The following is an 18,354-nucleotide window of genomic DNA, read 5'->3' on the forward strand; positions in this document are numbered from 1 at the left end:
CGGATGTATCGAGTCAACCTTTTCGCCGTTCCGCCCCCTCCCGTTTTCTAATGCTGAGCATTAATATGAGTGCATGGCGAGGACATCGGGACCCGAGACCCGGGACAGACTGATCCGCGCGGCGGAGGAGCTCTTCGCCGCCCAGGGCGTGCACGGCGCGCAGCTGCGGGACGTCGTGAGCCGCGCGGGGCAGGCCAATCCCTCCGCCGTGCAGTACCACTTCGGCTCGCGCGCCGGGCTGCTCGACGCCGTGATGGCCGGGCGCCAGGCCCGTACGGAGGGCGTGCTCGCCCCGCTGCTCGCGGCCGCCCCCGACGAGACGCACGCCCTGGTCGGCACCCTCGTCACGGCCGAGGCCAGTGAGCTGCGCACCGACCGGGGCCGCCGCTGCCTGCGGATCTCCGCGCAGCTCAGCCATGAGAGCGGCGTGCGCTCCCGGACCCCGCATCCCACGCTCGCCGGCACCGGCTACTGGCGGCTGATCGAGCGGATCGCGGACCGGCTCGCCGCCGACGGCCTGCCCGAGCCGCTGCTCCTGGAGCGCCTCGACCTGGCGCTGACCGTGGTGGGCGCGGCGATGGCGGACCGGGCCCGGCAGTACCTCGACGGCACCGAACCCCTCACCGGTGAGGAGCTCTTCCTCGCCGATCTGGTCGAGACCACCACCGCCCTGCTGCGTGCCGCACAGCCGGAGCAGGCGCATCTCCCCCGAAAGGACCCTTCATGAACGACCTCACCGGCAGGACCGTCCTCATCACCGGCGGCGCGCGCGGCCTGGGCGCGGAGGCCGCCCGGCAGGCGGTCGCGGCGGGCGCGAACGTCGTCGTGACCGACGTGCTCGACGAGGAGGGGGAGGCGACCGCCGCGGCGCTCGGCGAGCGGGCGCGGTTCCTCCACCACGACGTGACCTCCGAGGAGGAGTGGGCGGCGGCCGTCGCGTACGCCGTGGCGGAGTTCGGCGGGCTGCACGGTCTGGTGAACAACGCGGGCATCTCCACGGGCGCGTTCCTGGAGACCGAGTCCGTGGAGCACTTCCGCAAGGTCCTCGACATCAATCTGACCGGTGTCTTCATCGGTATGAAGGCCGCGATACCGGCGATGAAGGCGGCGGGCGGCGGCTCCGTCGTCAACATCTCCTCGGCCGCGGGCCTGATGGGCCTGGCGCTGACCGCCGGTTACGGCGCCTCCAAGTGGGGTGTGCGCGGGCTGACGAAGATCGGCGCGGTGGAGCTCGGCACGGCGGGGATCCGCGTGAACTCCGTCCACCCGGGCATGACGTACACCCCGATGACGGCCTCCGTGGGCATCGAGCGCGGCGAGGGCAAGTACCCGAACACGCCGATGGGCCGGGTCGGCGAGGCCGACGAGATCGCCGGCGCGGTCGTCTTCCTGCTGTCGGACGCCGCCTCGTACGTGACGGGCGCGGAGCTGGCGGTGGACGGCGGCTGGACCACCGGACCGACGGTCAAGTACGTCATGGGGCAGTGACCCCCGTCGCCGCCCGGTCGCTCCTGCTTGGATGGCGGGATGAGTGCCGCTGAGGAGATTCTCGATGTCGTCGACGAGCAGGACCGGGTGATCGGGCAGGCCCCGCGCGGTGAGGTGTACGCGCGGGGCCTGATCCACCGCTGTGTCTTCATCCGGGTCCGGGACGCCGAGGGCCGGATCTTCGTGCACCGCAGGACGCCGGCCAAGCTGGTCTTCCCGTCGATGTACGACATGTTCGTCGGCGGGGTCGTCGGCGCGGGCGAGTCCTACGACGAGGCCGCGCTGCGCGAGGCCGAGGAGGAACTCGGAGTGCGGGGCCTGCCCCGGCCCGAGCCCGTCCTGACCTTCCTGTACGACTCCGCGGGCGTGGCCGGCAAGTGGTGGTCGGCGGTCTACGAGGTGCGGTGCGAGCTGCCGGTGGACCCGCAGGTGGAGGAGGTCGCCTGGCACGCCTTCCTGACGGAGGAGGAGCTCGCGGCGCGGCTCGACGACTGGGCGTGGGTGCCGGACGGGCTCGCCGCGTACGAGCGGCTGCGGGAGCACGGGGCCGGTGAGGTGCGCCCGGCGGGCTGATCACCCGAACGTTAGGGTGCGCGTGTGAGCGATTTCGTACAGAGCCTGCGGCTGTGGTTCGCGCCGCAGCGGATCCGGGACGAGGGGGAGACGCCCGACTACCGGTTCTCCCTCGCCAACGAGCGGACCTTCCTGGCCTGGATCCGGACCGCGCTCGCCCTGGTCGGCGGTGGTTTCGCCGTCGACCAGTTCCTGCCGGACCTGCGCTGGGGCGTCCGGGTCGGGCTCGCGCTCGCGCTGCTCGCGGCCGGGGTGCTGTGCGCCCTGCGGGCGGTGAACCACTGGGTGCGCTGCGAACGGGCCATGCGGCGCGGCGAGGACCTTCCGGGGTCCCGTTTCCCGGCCGTGCTGAGTCTGGTCGTCGCGGTGGTGGCCGTCGCGATGGTGGTGGTCGTGCTCTTCGGCTGGGCGGGGCGGTGACGGAGGCCGTCTCGGGGGCCGGCGCGCGTGATCCCGGGCTCCAGCCGGAGCGGACCCGGCTCGCGTGGCGCCGGACGACCCTGTCGTGCACGGTGGTGGCGGTGCTCGCCGTCAAGCTGGCCGTGAGCGACGAGATCACCGCCGTGGGCGTCACGGGGCTCGCGCTGTCGGCGCTCGTGTGGATCGGGTTCCTGGCCGTCGCCCACCGCCGGATCCGCTCCCTGGCCCCGGCCAGGCCGCAGCCCCTCTCCCATCGGGGCGCGCTGCTCGCGGCCTCCTGCACGATCGCGCTCGCCGTCTTCGGGGCGGCGATGATCTGGTGAACCTGCCCCCGGAGCGGGTGCTCCGGGGGACGGTTCCGGGCGCGGTACAGGGGTTGCGGGCGCGGTTCGTGCGGTGCCGGGCGCGGTTCAGGGGACGGTGACGACGACCTTGCCGTTCAGGCCGCCCGCGGCGTTGGCGCGCTGCGCGTCCGCCGCCTGCTCCAGAGGGAAGGTCCTGGCCACCCGTACCGAGAGAACACCGTCGTCGACCAGGTCCGCGAGGGCCGCGAGGTCGACCGGGTCGGGGCGGACCCAGAAGTAGCGGCCGCCGAGGGCGAGGACCTCGCCGTCGGCGATGGAGGCGAGCCGGCCGCCGGTCGCGAGCAGCCCGGCGGAGATCCGCAGGAACGGTCCGCCGATGGTGTCGAGGACGGCGTCCACGCCCTGCGGCGCGAGGGTGCAGATCTGTTCGGCGAAGGTCGCCTCGTCGTAGACGACCGGCTCGGCGCCGAGTTCCGCGACCCGTTCGAGCCCGGCCTCCCGCGCCGCGCCGATGACCCGGCAGCCGAGGTGGCGGGCGATCTGCACGCCCATGGAACCGACCCCGCCGGCCGCCGCGTGCACGAGGACGGTGTCGCCGGGTCCGACCGCGAGGGGCCGGAGGAGCGCCTGGTAGGCGGTGAGGCCGACGAGCGGCAGGGCGGCGGCCTCCTCGAAGCCGACCGAGCGCGGCTTGCGGGCGAGGGTGCGGACGGGGGCGGCGACGTACTCGGCGAAGGTGCCCCGGGAGAGGAAGTCCTCACGGACGTAGCCCATGACCTCGTCGCCCTCGGCGAACTCGGTGACGGAGACCCCGGGCCGTACGACGACGCCGGAGACGTCCCAGCCCGGGATCACGGGGAAGACCGCGTCCACCATCCCGTCGAGGTACCCGGCCTGGCACTTCCAGTCGACCGGATTGACCGCGGCGGCCCGCACCTTGACCAACACGGCGTCGGGGCCGATCTTGGGGTCGGGCCGCTCGCCGTACTCCAGGACCTCGGGGCCGCCGTACCGGCGGTAGCTGATCGCCTTCATACTCCGACCCTCGACGCAGTGCCGCCGGCCCGCAAGCCGGGGAGACTCCTCCCTGTCCGATCGGGCGCTCACGCCTCTCAACCGGGGGAATCCCTATGACTGCCACCGACTCCTACGACGCCTACGCTCCCCACGTGGTCACGCTCGCGCCGAACGTCCACGCCTTCCTCCAGCCCGACGGAGGCTGGTGTCTGAACAACGCCGGCTTCCTCGGCGACGCGCGCGAGGTGCTGCTCATCGACACCGCCGCCACCGAACGCCGGGCGCGGCTGCTGCGGGACGCCGTCCTCGCGGCGGACCTGCCGCTGCCGGGGACGGTCGTCTCCACCCACCACCACGGCGACCACACCTACGGCAACGGCGTGTTCCTGCCGGAGGCGCGGATCGTCGGCCACGAGAACTGCCGGAGCGAGCAGCTCCAGGCCGGGCATCAGCTCCATCTGCTGTGGCCGCAGACCGACTTCGGGAAGATCGACATCGTGGCGCCGTCCGTGACGTACCGCGAGCGCATGACGCTGTACGTCGGCGGGATCGAGGTGCGGGTGATCCACCCGGGACCGGCTCACACGACGGGCGACTCGATCGTGCACCTCCCCGAGCAGGGCATCGTCTTCACCGGGGACCTGGTCTTCCAGGGCGGGACGCCCTTCCTGCCGATGGGTTCGCTGGCCGGGTCGCTGCGGGCGCTCGACCTGCTGCGCTCCCTCGACGCGCCGACGGTGGTCCCCGGGCACGGCCGGGTGACCGATCCCTCGGCGTACGACGCGACCGAGCGGTATCTGCTCTGGGTGCGGGAGACCGCGGCGGAGGGGTACGCGAAGGGGGCGACGCCGCTGGAGACGGCGCGACGGGCCGAGCTCGGCGAGTTCGCCGCGTGGCGGGAGAGCGAGCGCCTGGTGGCCAATCTGCACCGGGCGTACGCGGAGCTGGCGGGCCTGCCGGAGGCGTCGCCGCTCGACCCGGTGGCGGTCTTCGGCGACATGGCGGCGATGAACGGCGGGGTGCCGGTGGCCTGTCACGCGTAGCGGCGGCACAGCCTCGTGGCGGGCACCCGTTCCGCCCCGCGGAACACGTGCCCACCACGGGGTGCTACCACCGGCCCGGTGCCCACTCCGGGTCCGCGACGCGCATGGCCGCCGCGTCGTCGCGGTTCCGCAGGGTGCCGTCGTCGTCGAGCCAGCGGCGGTGCAGGGCGGCGAGCGCGTCACGGTCGAGTTCGACGCCGAGGCCGGGCGCGTCGGAGACGGTGAGCCGCCCGTCCCGGAAGACGGGGCGGGTGGTCACGACGTCCTCGGTCTGCCACGGGTAGTGGGTGTCGCAGGCGTGGTGGAGTTCGGGCAGGGTGGCGGCGACCTGGGTCATGGCGGCGAGGCTGATGCCGAGATGGGTGTTGGAGTGCATGGAGAGCCCCACGCCGTACGTCCGGCAGAGCGCGGCGAGTTCGCGGGTGCGGCCGAGGCCGCCCCAGTAGTGGTGGTCGCAGAGGACGATCCCCACCGCCCCCTTCGCGAAGGCCTCCGGAACCTCCTCGAAAGTGGTCACGCACATGTTGGTGGCGAGCGGGACCTCGGTGCCGGCGGCGATCGCGGCCATCGCGTCGGTGCCGCTCGCCGGGTCCTCCAGGTACTCCAGCACGTCCTCCAGTTCACGCGCGACGGCGAGGGAGGTCTCCACGGACCAGGCGCCATTGGGGTCGAGGCGGAGAGGACGGCCGGGGAACGCCTCGGCGAGCGCGCGGATCGCGGCGGTCTCCCGCTCCGGTGCGAACACGCCGCCCTTGAGCTTGAAGGACCGGAAGCCGTAGTCGCGCTCGAAGCGGCGGGCCTGGGCGACGATGCCCGCGGGGTCGAGGGCCGCGCCCCAGTCGTCGACGGGGCCGCCCGCGGGGTGGGTGGCCCAGCGGTGAAAGAGGTAGGCGCTGTACTCGACGGAGTCGCGGACCTTGCCGCCGAGGAGGGCGTGGACGGGAAGACCGAGGGTCTTGCCGAGGGCGTCGAGGCAGGCGGTCTCGAAGGCGGAGACGACGGAGAGGCGCAGTTTGGCGGCGGTGCGGACGCCGCGCAGACCGGCCGCGTCGACACCCGTGCCGACACCCGTGCCGACGTCCCCGTCGGCAGGCTGCGCGGTCGTCGGATCGGTGGCCTCCGCAAGCGCGAAGAGGGCGTTCACATCCGTGATCGACCGCCCCGGGAGCGCCTCGGCCAGCGAGCGGGCCCGGTCCAGATAGACGGCGTCGCCGTACGTCTCCCCCAGACCGCTCACGCCGTCCCGGGTGATCACCTCGACCACGAGACGGGGCGTATACGGCTGGTGCACCCCCTGGACGTTGAGGAGAGGCGGGTCGGAGATGAGGATCGGGGTCAGCCGGACTTCGTCGACGATCAGCTTCGCATCCATATGTGAACCCTATTCATGGATGGGATCGATGACCAGAGGGCGCAGGACCGTTTCACGACTCCCCCCTGGACGACATACCGACTGGTCGGTCATCATGAACGCCGACCGAAGCCGATCCGGAGGTACGCACGTATGAGTTCCGCCCCGCCGCCAGGCCTCGACCCCGAGCGGTTGCGCCGCTTCCTCGACCGCGAGCGCCCCGGCCTGGTGTCCGGCTCCCTCGAAGCCCGGCTGATCGAAGGCGGCCGCTCGAACCTGACGTACGTCGTGACCGACGGCGCCGGTCGCTGGGTCGTCCGCCGGCCGCCGCTCGGCCACGTCCTCGCCACCGCCCACGACATGAGGCGCGAGCACCGGGTCATCAGCGCCCTGCACGCCACGGACGTACCCGTGCCGGAGGCGCTGCTGCTCTGCGAGGACGACGCGGTGCTCGGGGCGCCCTTCTACGTCATGGAGTTCGTCGACGGGACGCCGTACCGCTCGGCTGCGGAACTCGCCCCGCTCGGCCCCGAGCGCACCCGCGCCGCCGTCCTCGGCCTGGTCGACACCCTCGTCGACCTGCACGCCGTGGACCCGGCGGCCGTCGGGCTCGCCGACTTCGGGCGCCCCGAGGGCTTCCTCGACCGGCAGCTGCGGCGCTGGGGCAAGCAGCTCGACGCCTCGCGCGGCCGTGAACTCCCCGGGATCGACGAGCTGCACGCCGCCCTCGGCCGGGCGCTGCCCGTCTCGCCGGCGCCCACCGTCATCCACGGCGACTACCGGCTCGACAACGTCCTCATCGACGGGGACGACCGCATCCGGGCCGTCCTCGACTGGGAGATGTCGACCCTCGGCGACCCGCTGACCGACCTCGGTCTGCTCGTCATGTACAGCACGCCGCTCGACCTGCCCGACTCCCCCATCTCCACCACCGCCACGGCCCCCGGACACCCGACCGCCGCCGAACTGGCCGAGCGCTACGCCGCCCGCTCGGGCCGCGACACCTCCGCCCTCGCCTGGTACACCGCCTTCGCCTGGTTCAAGCTCGCCGTGATCCTGGAGGGCATCCACTACCGCTGGACCCTCGGGCAGACGGTCGGCGCGGGCTTCGACCGCATCGGCGAACTCGTCCCCGTCTTCATCGAGCACGGCCTGACCACCCTTCAGGAGGGCTGAACCGCCATGGACTTCGCCTACGACGCACGCACCGAGGAACTCCGCGAGAGGCTCCTCGCCTTCATGGACGAGCACGTGTACCCGGCCGAGCGGACGGCCGAGGAGCAGCGCGCCCTGCTCGGCTCCCCCTGGGACACCCCGGCGGTCGTCGAGGAGCTCAAGGCCGAGGCCAAGCGGCAGGGCCTCTGGAACCTCTTCCTCCCCGACGCCGAGTACGGCGCTGGTCTCACCAACCTCCAGTACGCGCCGCTCGCCGAGATCACCGGCCGCAGCCCGCAGCTCGCCCCGACCGCGCTCAACTGCGCCGCCCCGGACACCGGGAACATGGAACTGCTCGCCCAGTTCGGCGACGAGGCCCAGAAGAAGCAGTGGCTGGAGCCGCTCCTCACCGGCGAGATCCGCTCGGCGTTCGCGATGACGGAGCCGGAGGTCGCCTCCTCCGACGCGACGAACATCGAGACCCGGATCCGGCGGGACGGCGACGGGTACGTCGTCGACGGCCGCAAGTGGTACATCTCCGGGGCCATGAACCCCGACTGCAGGATCTTCATCGTGATGGGCAAGACCGACCCCGACGGGACCGACCCCCGCCGTCAGCAGTCGATGATCCTCGTGCCGCGCGACACCCCCGGCGTGGAGGTGCGGCGCGCCATGCAGGTCTACGGGTACGAGGACCACTCCCACGGCGGCCACGCCGAGGTGGTCTTCGACGACGTCCGCGTCCCCGCCTCGCACCTCATCGGCGAGGAGGGCGGCGGCTTCGCCATCGCGCAGGCACGGCTCGGACCCGGCCGCATCCACCACTGCATGCGGCTCATCGGCATGGCCGAGCGGGCCGTCGAGCTGATGTGCCGCCGCGCGGTCTCCCGTACCGCCTTCGGCAAGACGCTCGCCCAGCAGGGCGTCGTACAGAACTGGATCGCGGACGCCCGGGTGCAGATCGAGCAGCTGCGGCTGCTCGTCCTCAAGACGGCCTGGCTGATGGACACCGTCGGCAACCGGGGCGCCCACACCGAGATCCAGGCCATCAAGATCGCGACCCCGCGCGCGGTGGTGGACATCATCGACAAGGCCGTGCAGGCACACGGGGCGGGCGGGGTCTCGCAGGACTTCCCGCTGGCCGAACTGTGGGCGTCGGCGCGGACGCTGAAGCTCGCGGACGGCCCGGACGAGGTGCACCAGCGGTCGCTGGCGCGGCGGGAGCTGAAGAAGTACCTGTAGAGCCGGCCCGGGCCTCAGCCCGTGCGCAGGCGGCGGATGCCCCTCGCCGTGGCGCGTCCGCGGTCGGCGGCCGCCGGCCCGCCCGTCTCCTCCGCCCCGCCCGCGGGGCGGTCGCTCCCTGCGGCCCTCAGGGCCGCAGGGCCCGGAGCAGCAGGTCTGCGAGGTGGCCGGCGACCTGCTCGGGGGTGAGCGGGCCGTCCGGGCGGTACCAGGTGGAGAGGTGGTGCACCGAGCCGAAGTGGTAGTCGACGACCAGGTCGGCGGGCGTCGCCGAGGAGAACACCCCGGCCCGCTGCCCCTCCTCGATCAGGGCGCGGAACCGCTCGTGGTAGCGGCGCCGCTCCGACCTGACCTGCTTGTTCTTCTCCGGGCTGAGGTGGTGCATGGAGCGGAAGAAGATGGCGGCGTCGTCGAGGTTCTCGATGGTGGTGACGACCACGTCGGCGGCGGCGTCGCGCAGCCGGTCCCCGATGGGCGCGTCGGCGTCCGCGAAGGCGTCGAGGCGCTCCTGCTGGAGGCGCAGGACCCGGGAGTACACCTCCTGGAGGAGGTCCTCCTTCGAGCCGAAGTAGTGGTAGAGCGCCCCCTTGGTGACCCCGGCGGCCTCGACGATCTCCTGGACGGAGGTGCGGTCGTACCCCTGCTCCGCGAAGAGCCGGGTGGCGGCGGCGAGGAGCCTCTGGGGGACGGGTGTGCCGCCCCCGTCCGTCGTCCTGGCCATGCTCCGCCGCCTTCCTTGGTGGTCGTTCTCGTGATCGTGCTCGATGGTGTTTTTCGGTCAGGGGAACGCGTTCCCGCCGGTAGATCTTCGCATCCGGTCGGGCCCGGCTAGCGCGTACCCGTCTCCCAGGCCTGCTGGACGTGGTTCATGGTGCCGAGCCAGCGCTCCGGGTCGGTGGCCCGGTTGCGGTAGTAGCCGGCCACCTCGGGGTGCGGCAGGACGAGGAAGCGGTCGGCGGAGATCGCGTCGAGGAGGGCGTCGGCGACGTCCTCGGGCTCGATGGCGGTGGGGGCCAGGACGAGGTCGCCGGCCGTTCCCGCGGCGGTGAGCATGTCCGTACGGACTCCCTGCGGGCAGATGGCGTGGACGGCGAGACCGCGGTGCCGGTAGGTGAGGGAGAGCCATTCGGCGAAGGCGTACGCGCCGTGCTTGGAGACGCTGTACGGCGCCGCGCCGATCATGGTGAGCAGTCCGGCGGCGGAGACCGTGGAGACGAAGCGCCCGCTGCCGCGCTCCAGCCAGTCGGGGAGCAGGGCGCGGGCCGCGCGGACGTGGGCCATGACGTTGACGTCCCAGGCGGCGGCCCAGACGTCCTCGTCGGCGAAGGCGTCGCCGGGTGAGGAGAGGCCCGCGTTGGCGCACCAGATGTCGACGGTGCCGCCGAGGGCCTCGCGGGCCTCGTCGACGACGGAGGAGGCGTCGCCGGGGACGGCGAAGGCGCCGATCTCCTCGGCGACGGCCTTGGTGCGGACGGGGTCGAGGTCGTTGACGACGACCCGGGCCCCCTCGGCCACGAACCGGCGGGCGAGTGCGGCGCCGATGCCGCCACCCGCTCCCGTGACGACGACTCCGGCGCCCTGGACCTGGTTCGTGCCCTCGCTCATGGACCCACCTCTCCGCTCGACGACCTGTGACGACCTGTGACGACGCGGACAGACTAACCAGTCGGTATGGAAAGACGGAAGAGTGTCGACCGCATGCCTCGTTCCCGTGGGCGATCAGGACCGCTAGCGTGCGTGCCCATGTCACGCGCCCCGGCCGGGGACGGCGATCGAGGAGGTTTCGCATGGGCCTGTCGCGACGGAAGCTGCTGGCCGCCGGGGGCGCCCTGGGGGCGGTGGCGGCCACCGCCCCCACCGCCTCGGGCGCCGCGCCCCTCGCGTCGGCCGGTGCGCCCACCGCCTCGGCGGCCGGGCGGGCGCCCGGACACGCGCGCGTGCGGACCGGATTCGAGCGTCTCGCCGACGACGGGTACGCGCTGCTCGCCGGGGAGCGCGTCGGCATCGTCACCAACCCGACCGGCATCACCCGGGACGCCCGGCACATCGTCGACGTGATGCACGCCGACGAGCGGGTGGACCTGGTGGCCGTCTTCGGCCCGGAGCACGGCTTCCGGGGCACCGCGCAGGCGGGCGGCTCCGAGGGGCGGTACGACGACCCGGCGACCGGGCTGCCCGTCTACGACACGTACCTCAAGAGCGGGCAGCCGCTCGCGGACGTCTTCACCGCCTCCGGCGTGGACACCGTCGTCTTCGACATCCAGGACGCCGGCGCCCGCTTCTACACCTACATCTGGACGCTGTACGACTGCATGGTGGCCGCGGCGCTCGCCGGGAAACGGTTCGTGGTCCTGGACCGGCCGAACCCGGTGACCGGGCGGGCGGCACTGGGCCCCGTCCTGGACCGGGCGTTCGCCACCTTCGTCGGACGCGAGCCGATCGCGCAGGCGCACGGCATGACGGTGGCCGAGCTGGCCCTGCTCTTCAACGGCGAGTTCCTCACGACGCCGGTCGCCCTGGAGACCGTGCGCATGACGGGCTGGCGGCGGACGGACTTCTTCGACGCGACCGGGCTGCCCTGGGTGCCGCCCAGCCCCAACATGCCGACGCCGGAGACCGCGGTCGTCTACTCCGGCACCTGTCTCTTCGAGGGGACGAACCTCTCCGAGGGCAGGGGCACCACCCGCCCCTTCGAGCTCCTCGGCGCGGAGGGGATCGACCGGCGGTGGGCGGAGGCGGCGAACGCCCTCGGCCTGCCCGGCGTCCGGTTCCGCGAGGCCTACTTCGCGCCGACCTTCTCCAAGTTCCAGGGAAAGACCGTCGGCGGGGTGCAGCTGCACGTCCACGACCGGGAGTCCTTCGACCCGGTACGGGCCGGGATCGGGCTCCTGGTCACCGCCCGGAGTTCCTGGTCCGGCTTCGCCTGGCGGGCGGACAACTGGATCGACAAGCTGACGGGTTCGACGCGGGTGCGGACGCTGATCGACGCCGGTGCCGGGGTGGACGAGGTCGTCGGGGCGTGGCAGACGGACCTGGCGGCCTTCCGGGCGGTACGGAGGGAGTACCTGCTCTACCGCTGAAGGCCGGCCCCGGGCGGCGGGAGGGGCGGACAGGTGGGGTTGTCCCCATGATCGACAGGGGTGCGGCCGGGATGTCACGGGACCGTCCCGCCGACCAGGCTGGGCCCATGAACCCTTCCGGCACCTCCTTACGACACCGTCTGCCCCTCGTCGGACTGCTCCTGGCCGTCTGCCTCGGCGCCCTGGCGCCCGCCGCCGGGGCCGCCGGGGCCCCGGCGGCCGCCCCCGACCCGGCGCGCGAACTCGCCCGCACGGCCGCGCCGTTGACCGACCTCCGGCCGCTCGACCGGATGATCGGCTCGGCCAAGGTCGTCGGGATCGGCGAAGCCACCCACAGCTCGGCGGAGTTCTTCACCGCCAAGCACCGGATCTTCGAACACCTCGTGGAGCGCCAGGGCTTCACCACCTTCGCCCTGGAGGCCAACTGGTCCACCGGGCTGCTCGTCGACGCGTGGGTGCGCACGGGCCGCGGCGACATCCGGGCGATCATGCGGGACGAGTTCCAGGAGTCGTACCGGCTCTGGAACACCGAGGAGTACCTCGACCTCTTCCGCTGGATGCGACGGCACAACCAGCTGCACCCCGACCACCCGGTCCGTTTCATGGGCAACGACCTCGGCTACGCGGGCGCGAACCTCTTCGACGACGTGACCGCGTACGTCGCCCGCACCCATCCCGCGCTCCTCCCCCGCTTCCAGGAGCTGTACCGCGGCTCGCGCCCCACGGGCGGGGTCGAGGCCTGGATGAAGGGCTACATGACCAAGCCGCGCGCCGAACGGCAGCGGATGGCCGCCGAGGTGAACGCGGCACTCGCCCTCCTGGAGCGGCAGCGCCCCGCGAAGGACGCACGCGCGCGTGAGGCGGCCCGCTGGGCGGTGCAGAACGCGCGGGCCATCGCCCAGGTCGGCACCGAGTACGCCCACGACATGCTGACGGACGCCGGCATCGCCGCCGCCATGCTCTACCGCGACCGGGTCATGGCCGAGAACACCGTGTGGTGGCAGCGGCAGACCGGCGACCGGATCGTGCTCTCCGCGCACAACGGGCACGTCGGTTACGAGACCCCGAAGCCCGACCAGTACCCGCGGATCCAGGGCGCCTTCCTGCGGGACGCGCTCGGCCGGGACTACGTGAGCGTCGGCGCCTCCTTCGGTCGGGGATCCTTCAACGCGCACGACACCGAGGCCCCCGGCGAGCCGCTGCGGCGCTTCACCGTCGGCACCCTGGGACCGGACAGCAACGCCCACACCCTCGACCGGGTCTCGCCCGACGCCTTCTACCTGGACCTGCGGCGCACGACCCCGGCCGCGCGCGGCTGGCTCGCCGTCCCCCGGCCGACCCGGAGCATCGGAACGGCGTACCCCTGGCCCGACACCGTGCACCGGGCGCGCCTCTCCACCGCGTACGACCTGATCGTCCACTTCCCCCGGATCACGGCGGCCCGCGTCCGCTGAGGCGGGAGGGACGGGTGGGCGGGCCGTGACCGTACAGGGGTCGGCCACGGTCCGTCCGAAAAGGTACGCCTCCCGGTCGAGGTCTGGCCGGGGCCACGCGCGGGCATGCTGGCCCTGGAGCCGCCGCCCGCGCTCGGCGCGTCCTGGGTGCGACGGCCACCTCGACGGAGAGGGACGGGTCGGCCGTGACCGGGATGAGTGTGGAACCGTACCGGGAGATCACCTTCGACAAGGACGGCGACGGACCCGCGGGGCAGCCCGCGGCCCTCGTCGCACTGGCCCGGCAGGGCGTCACCGATCTGGTGGTGTTCGCGCACGGATGGAACAGTTCCCCGGCCGGCGCCACCCGGCTCTGCGCCGACTTCTTCGAACCCTTCCCCGGTCTGCTCGCCCCCGGCGTCGAGGCCGGGTACGCGGGCGTGATCTGGCCCTCGATGATGTTCACCGGCGAGCCGGTCCCCGACTACCGGGCCCTCGTGACGGTCCTCCCGGAGAAGGAGCCGGTCCTCGACCGGCTCACCGAACTCCTCGTGACGGCGCCGGCGGACGAGGCGGCGTTCGCCGAGTTCGGTGCGCTGCTGAGGGAACTGACCGACGTGGCCGGCGACGGCGGCCACCGGGCGGGCGCCGCCGGGCCCCGTGAGCCGGTGCCGGAGTTCCTGGTGGCCGACCCGGTGGAGGTCTGTGCCCTCTTCACCGAGGCGCTGGAGGCGGAGGCCGGACGGACGGAGGGTTTCGGGGAGGGCTCTCCGGAAGGCTTCCGTGACGGCCCCGTTGAAGGCTTCGGCGAGGGGCTCGGGCGGTACTGGAAGGGGGCCCGCGAGGTCCTGCGGCAGGCCACGTACTACGTGATGAAGAAGCGCGCCGGTCACGTCGGCGAGTTCGGCCTCGGGCCGCTGCTCGGGGAGGTCGCCCGTGCCGCTCCCCGGCTCCGCGTCCATCTGGTCGGCCACAGCATGGGCGCCCGGCTCGTCGCGTACGCACTGAAGGGGCTGCCTTCGGGGGCGCGGCCGGTCGCCTCCGTGACGCTCCTCCAGGGCGCCTTCTCGCACTACGCGTTCGCGGACCGGCTGCCGCACGACGCCGGACGCGCGGGCGCGCTGCGGGAGCTGCAGAACCGGGTCCGGGGGCCCGTGGTGGCCTGCTACTCGCGGCACGACACGGCGCTCGGCGTCTTCTACCCGCTGGCGTCCCGGCTCGCGGGCGACTCGGCGTCGCTGACCCGGGCCGCCGGTCTGCTAGGCTCCGGCGACCCGCGCTGGGCGGCGATCGGGCACGACGGCGTCCAGGCGGTGCCCGGGACGGTCGTACGGTCGCTGGCGACGGTGCTGCGCGAGGGAGTGCCGGCCTCGGGGTGCGTGAGCGTCGACACGGCGGACGTGGTCCGCTCCCACAGCGACATCTGCCGGGCGGAGCTGGCCCGGGTGGTGGTGTCTGCGGCGCGGACGGGCAGGTAGCAGCGGGTACGGGCCTCCCCCGGCCCTCGCCCGCGGCGCCTCCGCGTCTCTCCGGACTCCTCCGTTCCGCCCCGTCGCCGAGGCCACTCCGCCCCCACTGATGGCTGCCATCCGAATTTCGATGGAACACGACGGGGCGCTCGTTCGTCCCTCTGATACCACGGAACGACCAGCGACGGAGGTGGCGGGAGATGGCCGGTTTCCGGAGTCTCGCGAGACAGGTGCGCGATCCGGGGTGCGACACGGCCCTGCGCAGGTACTCGCTGCGCAAGTGTCTGGAGCGGTTCGCGCCGTACGGGCACAGGGCTACGTGGGACCACCTGTGCCGCAGGCACAGGTTCGGACCCGAGGACCGGGAGCTCGACCCCGGGCGGCTGATCGCCGCGCTCGACGAGCTGGAGGAGGCGCGGGCCGTGTGGCTCGCGTACGAGGAGGAGTTCGCCGCCCGGCGGCGGCGCGAGAAGCACGAGGGGCTGCGCCGGCTCGGAGCCCTCGACGACTGGCACCGGCGGGTCTGGGGCGGCAACGGCGTGGTGCGGTGCGGCGATCCGGCCGTGCACCCGTCGGACCCGCTGCCCGAGGTGCTGCGGCGGCTGATCAGGGCCCTGGAGGGCGACCCGGGCGAGCGGTGCCCGGTGTGCGCGGGGCCGCGCATCGCGTGGGCGGGGCCGTCCGACACGTACGAGCCGTGGCTCGGCCCGGTCTGTGGGGACTGTGGGGTGGGCGTGCCGCGCGCGGTCCTCACCTCGGGGGCGCTGGCCCGCGCCCGTGACGGGCGGAGCCGCTCGCTGGCATCGGCGGCGTGAGCCGGCGGGGGCCCGACGTGCCGCCGGCTCGGCCGGGGGCACCGGTGCTGCAGGTCTGTCTCAACGGGACACGGGGGCCCGGTGACGCGGCGGCGGTGCCGATGTCGCCCGAGTCGCTCGCGGAGTCCGCGGCGCGGGCGGTGGCGGCGGGCGCCGTGGAGGTGCGGATGCATCCCCGGACGCCGTGCGGGGGTACGTCGCTCTCGCCCCGGGTGCTCGGCCCCGCCCTGCGTTCGGTCCGGGCCGCGGTGGGCGGGGGCGTACGGGTGACGACCGCGGTGGCCGCCGAGCCCGACGCGGGGCGTCGGACCGAGCGGATCCGGTCCTGGGCGGTGCTGCCCGACCTGGTGTCGGTCGACTGGCACGAGCCGGGGGCCGAGGAGGTCGCGGGGGCGCTCCTGGAGCGCGGGATCGGGGTCGAGGCCGGGCTGTGGGCCCGTACGGACGGTCCGGAACGCTTCGCCCGCTCGGCGCTCGCGCCCCGCGTACGACGGGTCCTCACGAAGGTCCCGTGGCCATCGGCCTGGAGCGGGGCCGAGGAAGCCGCGTGCTCCTGCCTCTCCGGGCTCCAGCTGCCGCCCGGTGTTCCCGTGTTGGCGCACGGTGAGGACGCCGGGGCCTGGCCGGTGCTGCGGCTCGCCCGGCGGCTGGGCCTGGCCGTCCGGATCGGCCTCGAGGACACCGTGCTGCTCCCGGACGGCACCCGGGCCCGCTCCAACGCGGAGCTGGTCGCCGCCGCCCTCGCGGGCCCGGGGGGCCTGTCGATCACACGGCCCGATCCGGAAGTGGCGGGGGCGCCTTGACGCCGCGGGCCGGGCCAGATCGACGAGACACCCCCTACGTCTCGTCGCCGCCGGGGGCGGTGTTGCGTACGGGCAGCAGGCGGGAGCCCGCCATCCGCTCGCCGAAGGCGTCGTCGGGGTTGGACAGCACGCAGGTCTCCAGGGAGAGACAGCCGCAGCCGATGCAGTCCGTCAGGTGGTCGCGGAGCCGGCCGAGCTGTTTGATGCGCTCGTCCAGCTCGGTGCGCCAGGCCGCCGAGAGCCGGGCCCAGTCCTCGTTCGTGGGCGTGCGCTCCTCCGGGAGCTGGGCGAGGGCCTGACGGATCGTCGCCAGCGGGATCCCCACACGCTGCGCGGCGCGGACGAAGGCGACCCTGCGCAGGGTGTCCCGGCCGTAGCGGCGCTGGTTGCCGGTGGTGCGGCGGCTGCTGATGAGCCCCTTCGCCTCGTAGAAGTGGAGGGCCGAGACGGCGGCCCCGCTTCGGGCGGAGAGCTGGCCGACGGTGAGCTCGTGGATCTTCTCTGGAATCTGCGGCACCCCGCGACCCTACTGGTCCGTTGACAGCGGCCTCCGCACCCCACATGCTGAGCAAGCGCTTAGATACCGACCGTTGGGTATGCCGTACCAGGTGGGGTATGCCGCACCAGAAGGGAACAGGAACATGGCCGAGCCGAGGATCTTCACCTCCGCCGAGGAGCTGCGCGCGGGGGTCGGCGAGCAGCTGGGGCACAGCGACTGGGTGGAGATCGACCAGAAGCGGATCGACCTCTTCGCCGAGGCGACCGGGGACCACCAGTGGATCCACGTGGACCCGGAGCGCGCGGCCTCCGGCCCGTTCGGCACGACCATCGCGCACGGCTATCTGACCCTGTCGCTGCTCCCGCTGTTCGTGCCGCAGGTGCTGCGGGTCGAGGGCATGAAGATGGGCCTCAACTACGGCACGGAGAAGGTGCGTTTCCCCGCGCCCGTGCCGGTCGGTTCACGGCTGCGCGCCACGGCCGTCCTGACGAAGGTCGAGGAGGCCGGCGGCGGTGTGCAGGTGACGGCCGCCGTGACGGTGGAGCGCGACGGCTCCGAGAAGCCGGTCTGCGTCGCCGAGTCGGTCTCCCGCTACTACTTCTGAGCGCCGACCATCCTGAGGACGAGGTCGGCGTAGAGCGCGCCGACCTCGTCGGGCGACCGGCGCCCCTGGGCGTTGAACCAGCGCGAGACGTCGATGCAGAGCGAGAGCACGGCGACGGTGGTGCCGCCGACGTCCGGGACGTCGAACTCGCCCGCGGCCACGCCCTCGTCGATGATTCCGCGCACCGCCGCGTCGGAGCGGCGGCGCAGCTCCACGATCTCGGCCCGGTGCTCGGGGCCGAGGGCGTCGAGCTCGTACTGGACGACCCGCGCGGTGGTGTGGCGCTCGGCGTGCCAGCGGACGAAGGAGCGCACGGCGTCGGCGAGGCGCTCGGCCGCCGTGCCGTCCCCGGCGGCGGCGCCCCGGAGGATCTCCAGGGCCTTGTCGTGACCGATGCGGCTGATCCGGTGGAGCAGCTCTTCCTTGGTCTTGTAGTGGATGTAGAGCGCGGCCGGGCTCATCCCCGCGCGGCCGGCGATGTCCCGGGTGGTGGTGGCGTGGTAGCCGCGCTCGGCGAACGCCTCGACGGCGGCCACCAGCAGTCGCCGGGCCGCCTCGGGCGTGACCTCGCCCCAGGGCATGTCCTCGCCCCCAGGCGTCTCCTCCGCCGTGCTCATCCCACACTCCCTCTCGGACCCCGTCAGGACGCTCACCATACCAACGTGGGTGAGCAAGCGCTTAGAGACGGAGAACGGCAGCTCAGGGCCTGCCGGGCGGTCAGAGCTTCTGGAAGGGGTCGTGCTCGGCGAGCAGCTTCTCCAGCCGGGCCTGGTCGACCCTGCTGACGATCTGCCCGGCCTCCTGGCGGTCGCGGACGACCTTGGCGAGCGTGAAGGCCGAGGTGGTGAGGTACAGGACCGCGACGGCGAGGAAGGCGCGGACCCAGGCGCTGGCCTCCAGCTGGTAGATGCCGACGGCCACGGCGCCGAGGGCGAGCGAGAAGGAGGCGACGGCCTGGGCGTAGTAGGCGGCGGTGTTCTGCTGCTTGACCGGTGTGTCACTCATGGGCACAGCATCGGACGGATGTGGCAGGCACCACATCCGTCCGCGTACTCAC

General features: G+C 73.2%; 21 protein-coding genes. 14 read left to right on the top strand and 7 right to left on the bottom strand.

The genetic code is table 11. The features are described from left to right. The first annotated feature begins 73 nt into the window (after positions 1-73). Genes OG392_RS08035 through OG392_RS08055 form a run of 5 tightly spaced genes read left to right on the top strand, consistent with a single transcriptional unit; the run spans position 74 to position 2,804 of the window. The gene (locus OG392_RS08035; RefSeq protein ID WP_329277045.1) at positions 74-727 is read left to right on the top strand and encodes a TetR/AcrR family transcriptional regulator; all 654 of its coding nucleotides are present in this window, start codon (positions 74-76) and stop codon (positions 725-727) included. Further along, positions 724-1,488, top strand: a complete 765-nt coding sequence (locus tag OG392_RS08040; RefSeq protein ID WP_329277046.1) for a glucose 1-dehydrogenase — start codon at positions 724-726, stop codon at positions 1,486-1,488. Before OG392_RS08035 ends, OG392_RS08040 begins: the two co-directional genes overlap by 4 nt. Positions 1,489-1,527: 39 nt before the next feature. Continuing rightward, positions 1,528-2,061: an NUDIX domain-containing protein gene (locus OG392_RS08045; RefSeq protein WP_329277048.1), complete on the top strand. Its 534-nt coding sequence runs from the start codon at positions 1,528-1,530 to the stop codon at positions 2,059-2,061. 24 nt (positions 2,062-2,085) lie between these two features. Next, positions 2,086-2,481: a YidH family protein gene (locus OG392_RS08050; protein WP_030315896.1), complete on the top strand. Its 396-nt coding sequence runs from the start codon at positions 2,086-2,088 to the stop codon at positions 2,479-2,481. Beyond that, positions 2,478-2,804 carry a DUF202 domain-containing protein gene (locus OG392_RS08055; protein WP_329277050.1) on the top strand — a complete coding sequence of 109 codons (327 nt, stop codon included), beginning with the start codon at positions 2,478-2,480 and terminating at the stop codon, positions 2,802-2,804. The genes OG392_RS08050 and OG392_RS08055 overlap by 4 nt, the downstream gene beginning before the upstream one ends. An 87-nt stretch (positions 2,805-2,891) precedes the next feature. On the opposite strand, the gene OG392_RS08060 is transcribed toward OG392_RS08055, so the two are convergent. Continuing rightward, positions 2,892-3,821: an NADP-dependent oxidoreductase gene (locus OG392_RS08060; RefSeq protein ID WP_329277052.1), complete on the bottom strand. Its 930-nt coding sequence runs from the start codon at positions 3,819-3,821 to the stop codon at positions 2,892-2,894. Positions 3,822-3,916: 95 nt separating this feature from the next. Between OG392_RS08060 and OG392_RS08065 the strand changes: the two genes are divergently transcribed. After that, positions 3,917-4,846, top strand: a complete 930-nt coding sequence (locus tag OG392_RS08065) for an MBL fold metallo-hydrolase (RefSeq protein WP_329277054.1) — start codon at positions 3,917-3,919, stop codon at positions 4,844-4,846. A 64-nt stretch (positions 4,847-4,910) separates the two neighbouring features. Here OG392_RS08065 and OG392_RS08070 read toward each other — a convergent pair whose 3' ends face one another. Beyond that, on the bottom strand, positions 4,911-6,218 hold the full coding sequence (locus OG392_RS08070) for an enolase C-terminal domain-like protein (protein ID WP_329277056.1): 1,308 nt from the start codon (positions 6,216-6,218) through the stop codon (positions 4,911-4,913). Between the two features lie 132 nt (positions 6,219-6,350). On the opposite strand from OG392_RS08070, the gene OG392_RS08075 reads away from it, so the two are divergent. Together OG392_RS08075 and OG392_RS08080 are read left to right on the top strand one after the other, a co-directional pair. Continuing rightward, positions 6,351-7,373 carry a phosphotransferase gene (locus OG392_RS08075; protein ID WP_329277058.1) on the top strand — a complete coding sequence of 341 codons (1,023 nt, stop codon included), beginning with the start codon at positions 6,351-6,353 and terminating at the stop codon, positions 7,371-7,373. A gap of 6 nt (positions 7,374-7,379) precedes the next feature. Further along, on the top strand, positions 7,380-8,594 hold the full coding sequence (locus tag OG392_RS08080; protein ID WP_329277060.1) for an acyl-CoA dehydrogenase family protein: 1,215 nt from the start codon (positions 7,380-7,382) through the stop codon (positions 8,592-8,594). 127 nt (positions 8,595-8,721) lie between these two features. On the opposite strand, the gene OG392_RS08085 is transcribed toward OG392_RS08080, so the two are convergent. Both OG392_RS08085 and OG392_RS08090 read right to left on the bottom strand, forming a co-directional pair. Then, positions 8,722-9,315 carry a TetR/AcrR family transcriptional regulator gene (locus tag OG392_RS08085; RefSeq protein ID WP_329277062.1) on the bottom strand — a complete coding sequence of 198 codons (594 nt, stop codon included), beginning with the start codon at positions 9,313-9,315 and terminating at the stop codon, positions 8,722-8,724. Positions 9,316-9,422: 107 nt separating this feature from the next. Then, the gene (locus tag OG392_RS08090) at positions 9,423-10,199 is read right to left on the bottom strand and encodes an SDR family oxidoreductase (RefSeq protein ID WP_329277064.1); all 777 of its coding nucleotides are present in this window, start codon (positions 10,197-10,199) and stop codon (positions 9,423-9,425) included. A 182-nt stretch (positions 10,200-10,381) separates the two neighbouring features. Between OG392_RS08090 and OG392_RS08095 the strand changes: the two genes are divergently transcribed. The 5 genes from OG392_RS08095 (at position 10,382) to OG392_RS08115 (ending at position 16,194) form a co-directional block, all read left to right on the top strand. After that, positions 10,382-11,674, top strand: a complete 1,293-nt coding sequence (locus OG392_RS08095) for an exo-beta-N-acetylmuramidase NamZ family protein (RefSeq protein ID WP_329277066.1) — start codon at positions 10,382-10,384, stop codon at positions 11,672-11,674. A gap of 107 nt (positions 11,675-11,781) precedes the next feature. Next, complete coding sequence (locus OG392_RS08100; RefSeq protein ID WP_329277068.1) at positions 11,782-13,128, top strand: erythromycin esterase family protein; 1,347 nt, start codon at positions 11,782-11,784, stop codon at positions 13,126-13,128. A 194-nt stretch (positions 13,129-13,322) separates the two neighbouring features. Further along, positions 13,323-14,585, top strand: a complete 1,263-nt coding sequence (locus OG392_RS08105) for a serine-threonine protein kinase (RefSeq protein WP_329277070.1) — start codon at positions 13,323-13,325, stop codon at positions 14,583-14,585. A gap of 191 nt (positions 14,586-14,776) precedes the next feature. Continuing rightward, the gene (locus OG392_RS08110) at positions 14,777-15,391 is read left to right on the top strand and encodes a hypothetical protein (RefSeq protein ID WP_329277072.1); all 615 of its coding nucleotides are present in this window, start codon (positions 14,777-14,779) and stop codon (positions 15,389-15,391) included. Between the two features lie 44 nt (positions 15,392-15,435). Next, the gene (locus tag OG392_RS08115; protein WP_329277074.1) at positions 15,436-16,194 is read left to right on the top strand and encodes a 3-keto-5-aminohexanoate cleavage protein; all 759 of its coding nucleotides are present in this window, start codon (positions 15,436-15,438) and stop codon (positions 16,192-16,194) included. 34 nt (positions 16,195-16,228) lie between these two features. On the opposite strand, the gene soxR is transcribed toward OG392_RS08115, so the two are convergent. Beyond that, positions 16,229-16,711 carry a redox-sensitive transcriptional activator SoxR gene (soxR, locus tag OG392_RS08120; RefSeq protein ID WP_329277075.1) on the bottom strand — a complete coding sequence of 161 codons (483 nt, stop codon included), beginning with the start codon at positions 16,709-16,711 and terminating at the stop codon, positions 16,229-16,231. 124 nt (positions 16,712-16,835) lie between these two features. Between soxR and OG392_RS08125 the strand changes: the two genes are divergently transcribed. After that, a complete protein-coding gene (locus OG392_RS08125) occupies positions 16,836-17,297 on the top strand; it encodes a MaoC family dehydratase (protein WP_329277077.1) in 462 nt (153 codons plus the stop codon). On the opposite strand, the gene OG392_RS08130 is transcribed toward OG392_RS08125, so the two are convergent. Next, positions 17,288-17,914: a TetR/AcrR family transcriptional regulator gene (locus OG392_RS08130; RefSeq protein ID WP_329277079.1), complete on the bottom strand. Its 627-nt coding sequence runs from the start codon at positions 17,912-17,914 to the stop codon at positions 17,288-17,290. The genes OG392_RS08125 and OG392_RS08130 overlap by 10 nt on opposite strands. 100 nt (positions 17,915-18,014) lie before the next feature. Beyond that, positions 18,015-18,302 (bottom strand): YiaA/YiaB family inner membrane protein, encoded by a 288-nt coding sequence (locus tag OG392_RS08135; protein ID WP_030315864.1) that lies wholly within the window; start codon positions 18,300-18,302, stop codon positions 18,015-18,017. Positions 18,303-18,354 lie beyond the last annotated feature (52 nt).

It is taken from the genome of Streptomyces sp. NBC_00691 (assembly GCF_036226665.1).
Classification (GTDB): Bacteria; Actinomycetota; Actinomycetes; order Streptomycetales; family Streptomycetaceae; genus Streptomyces.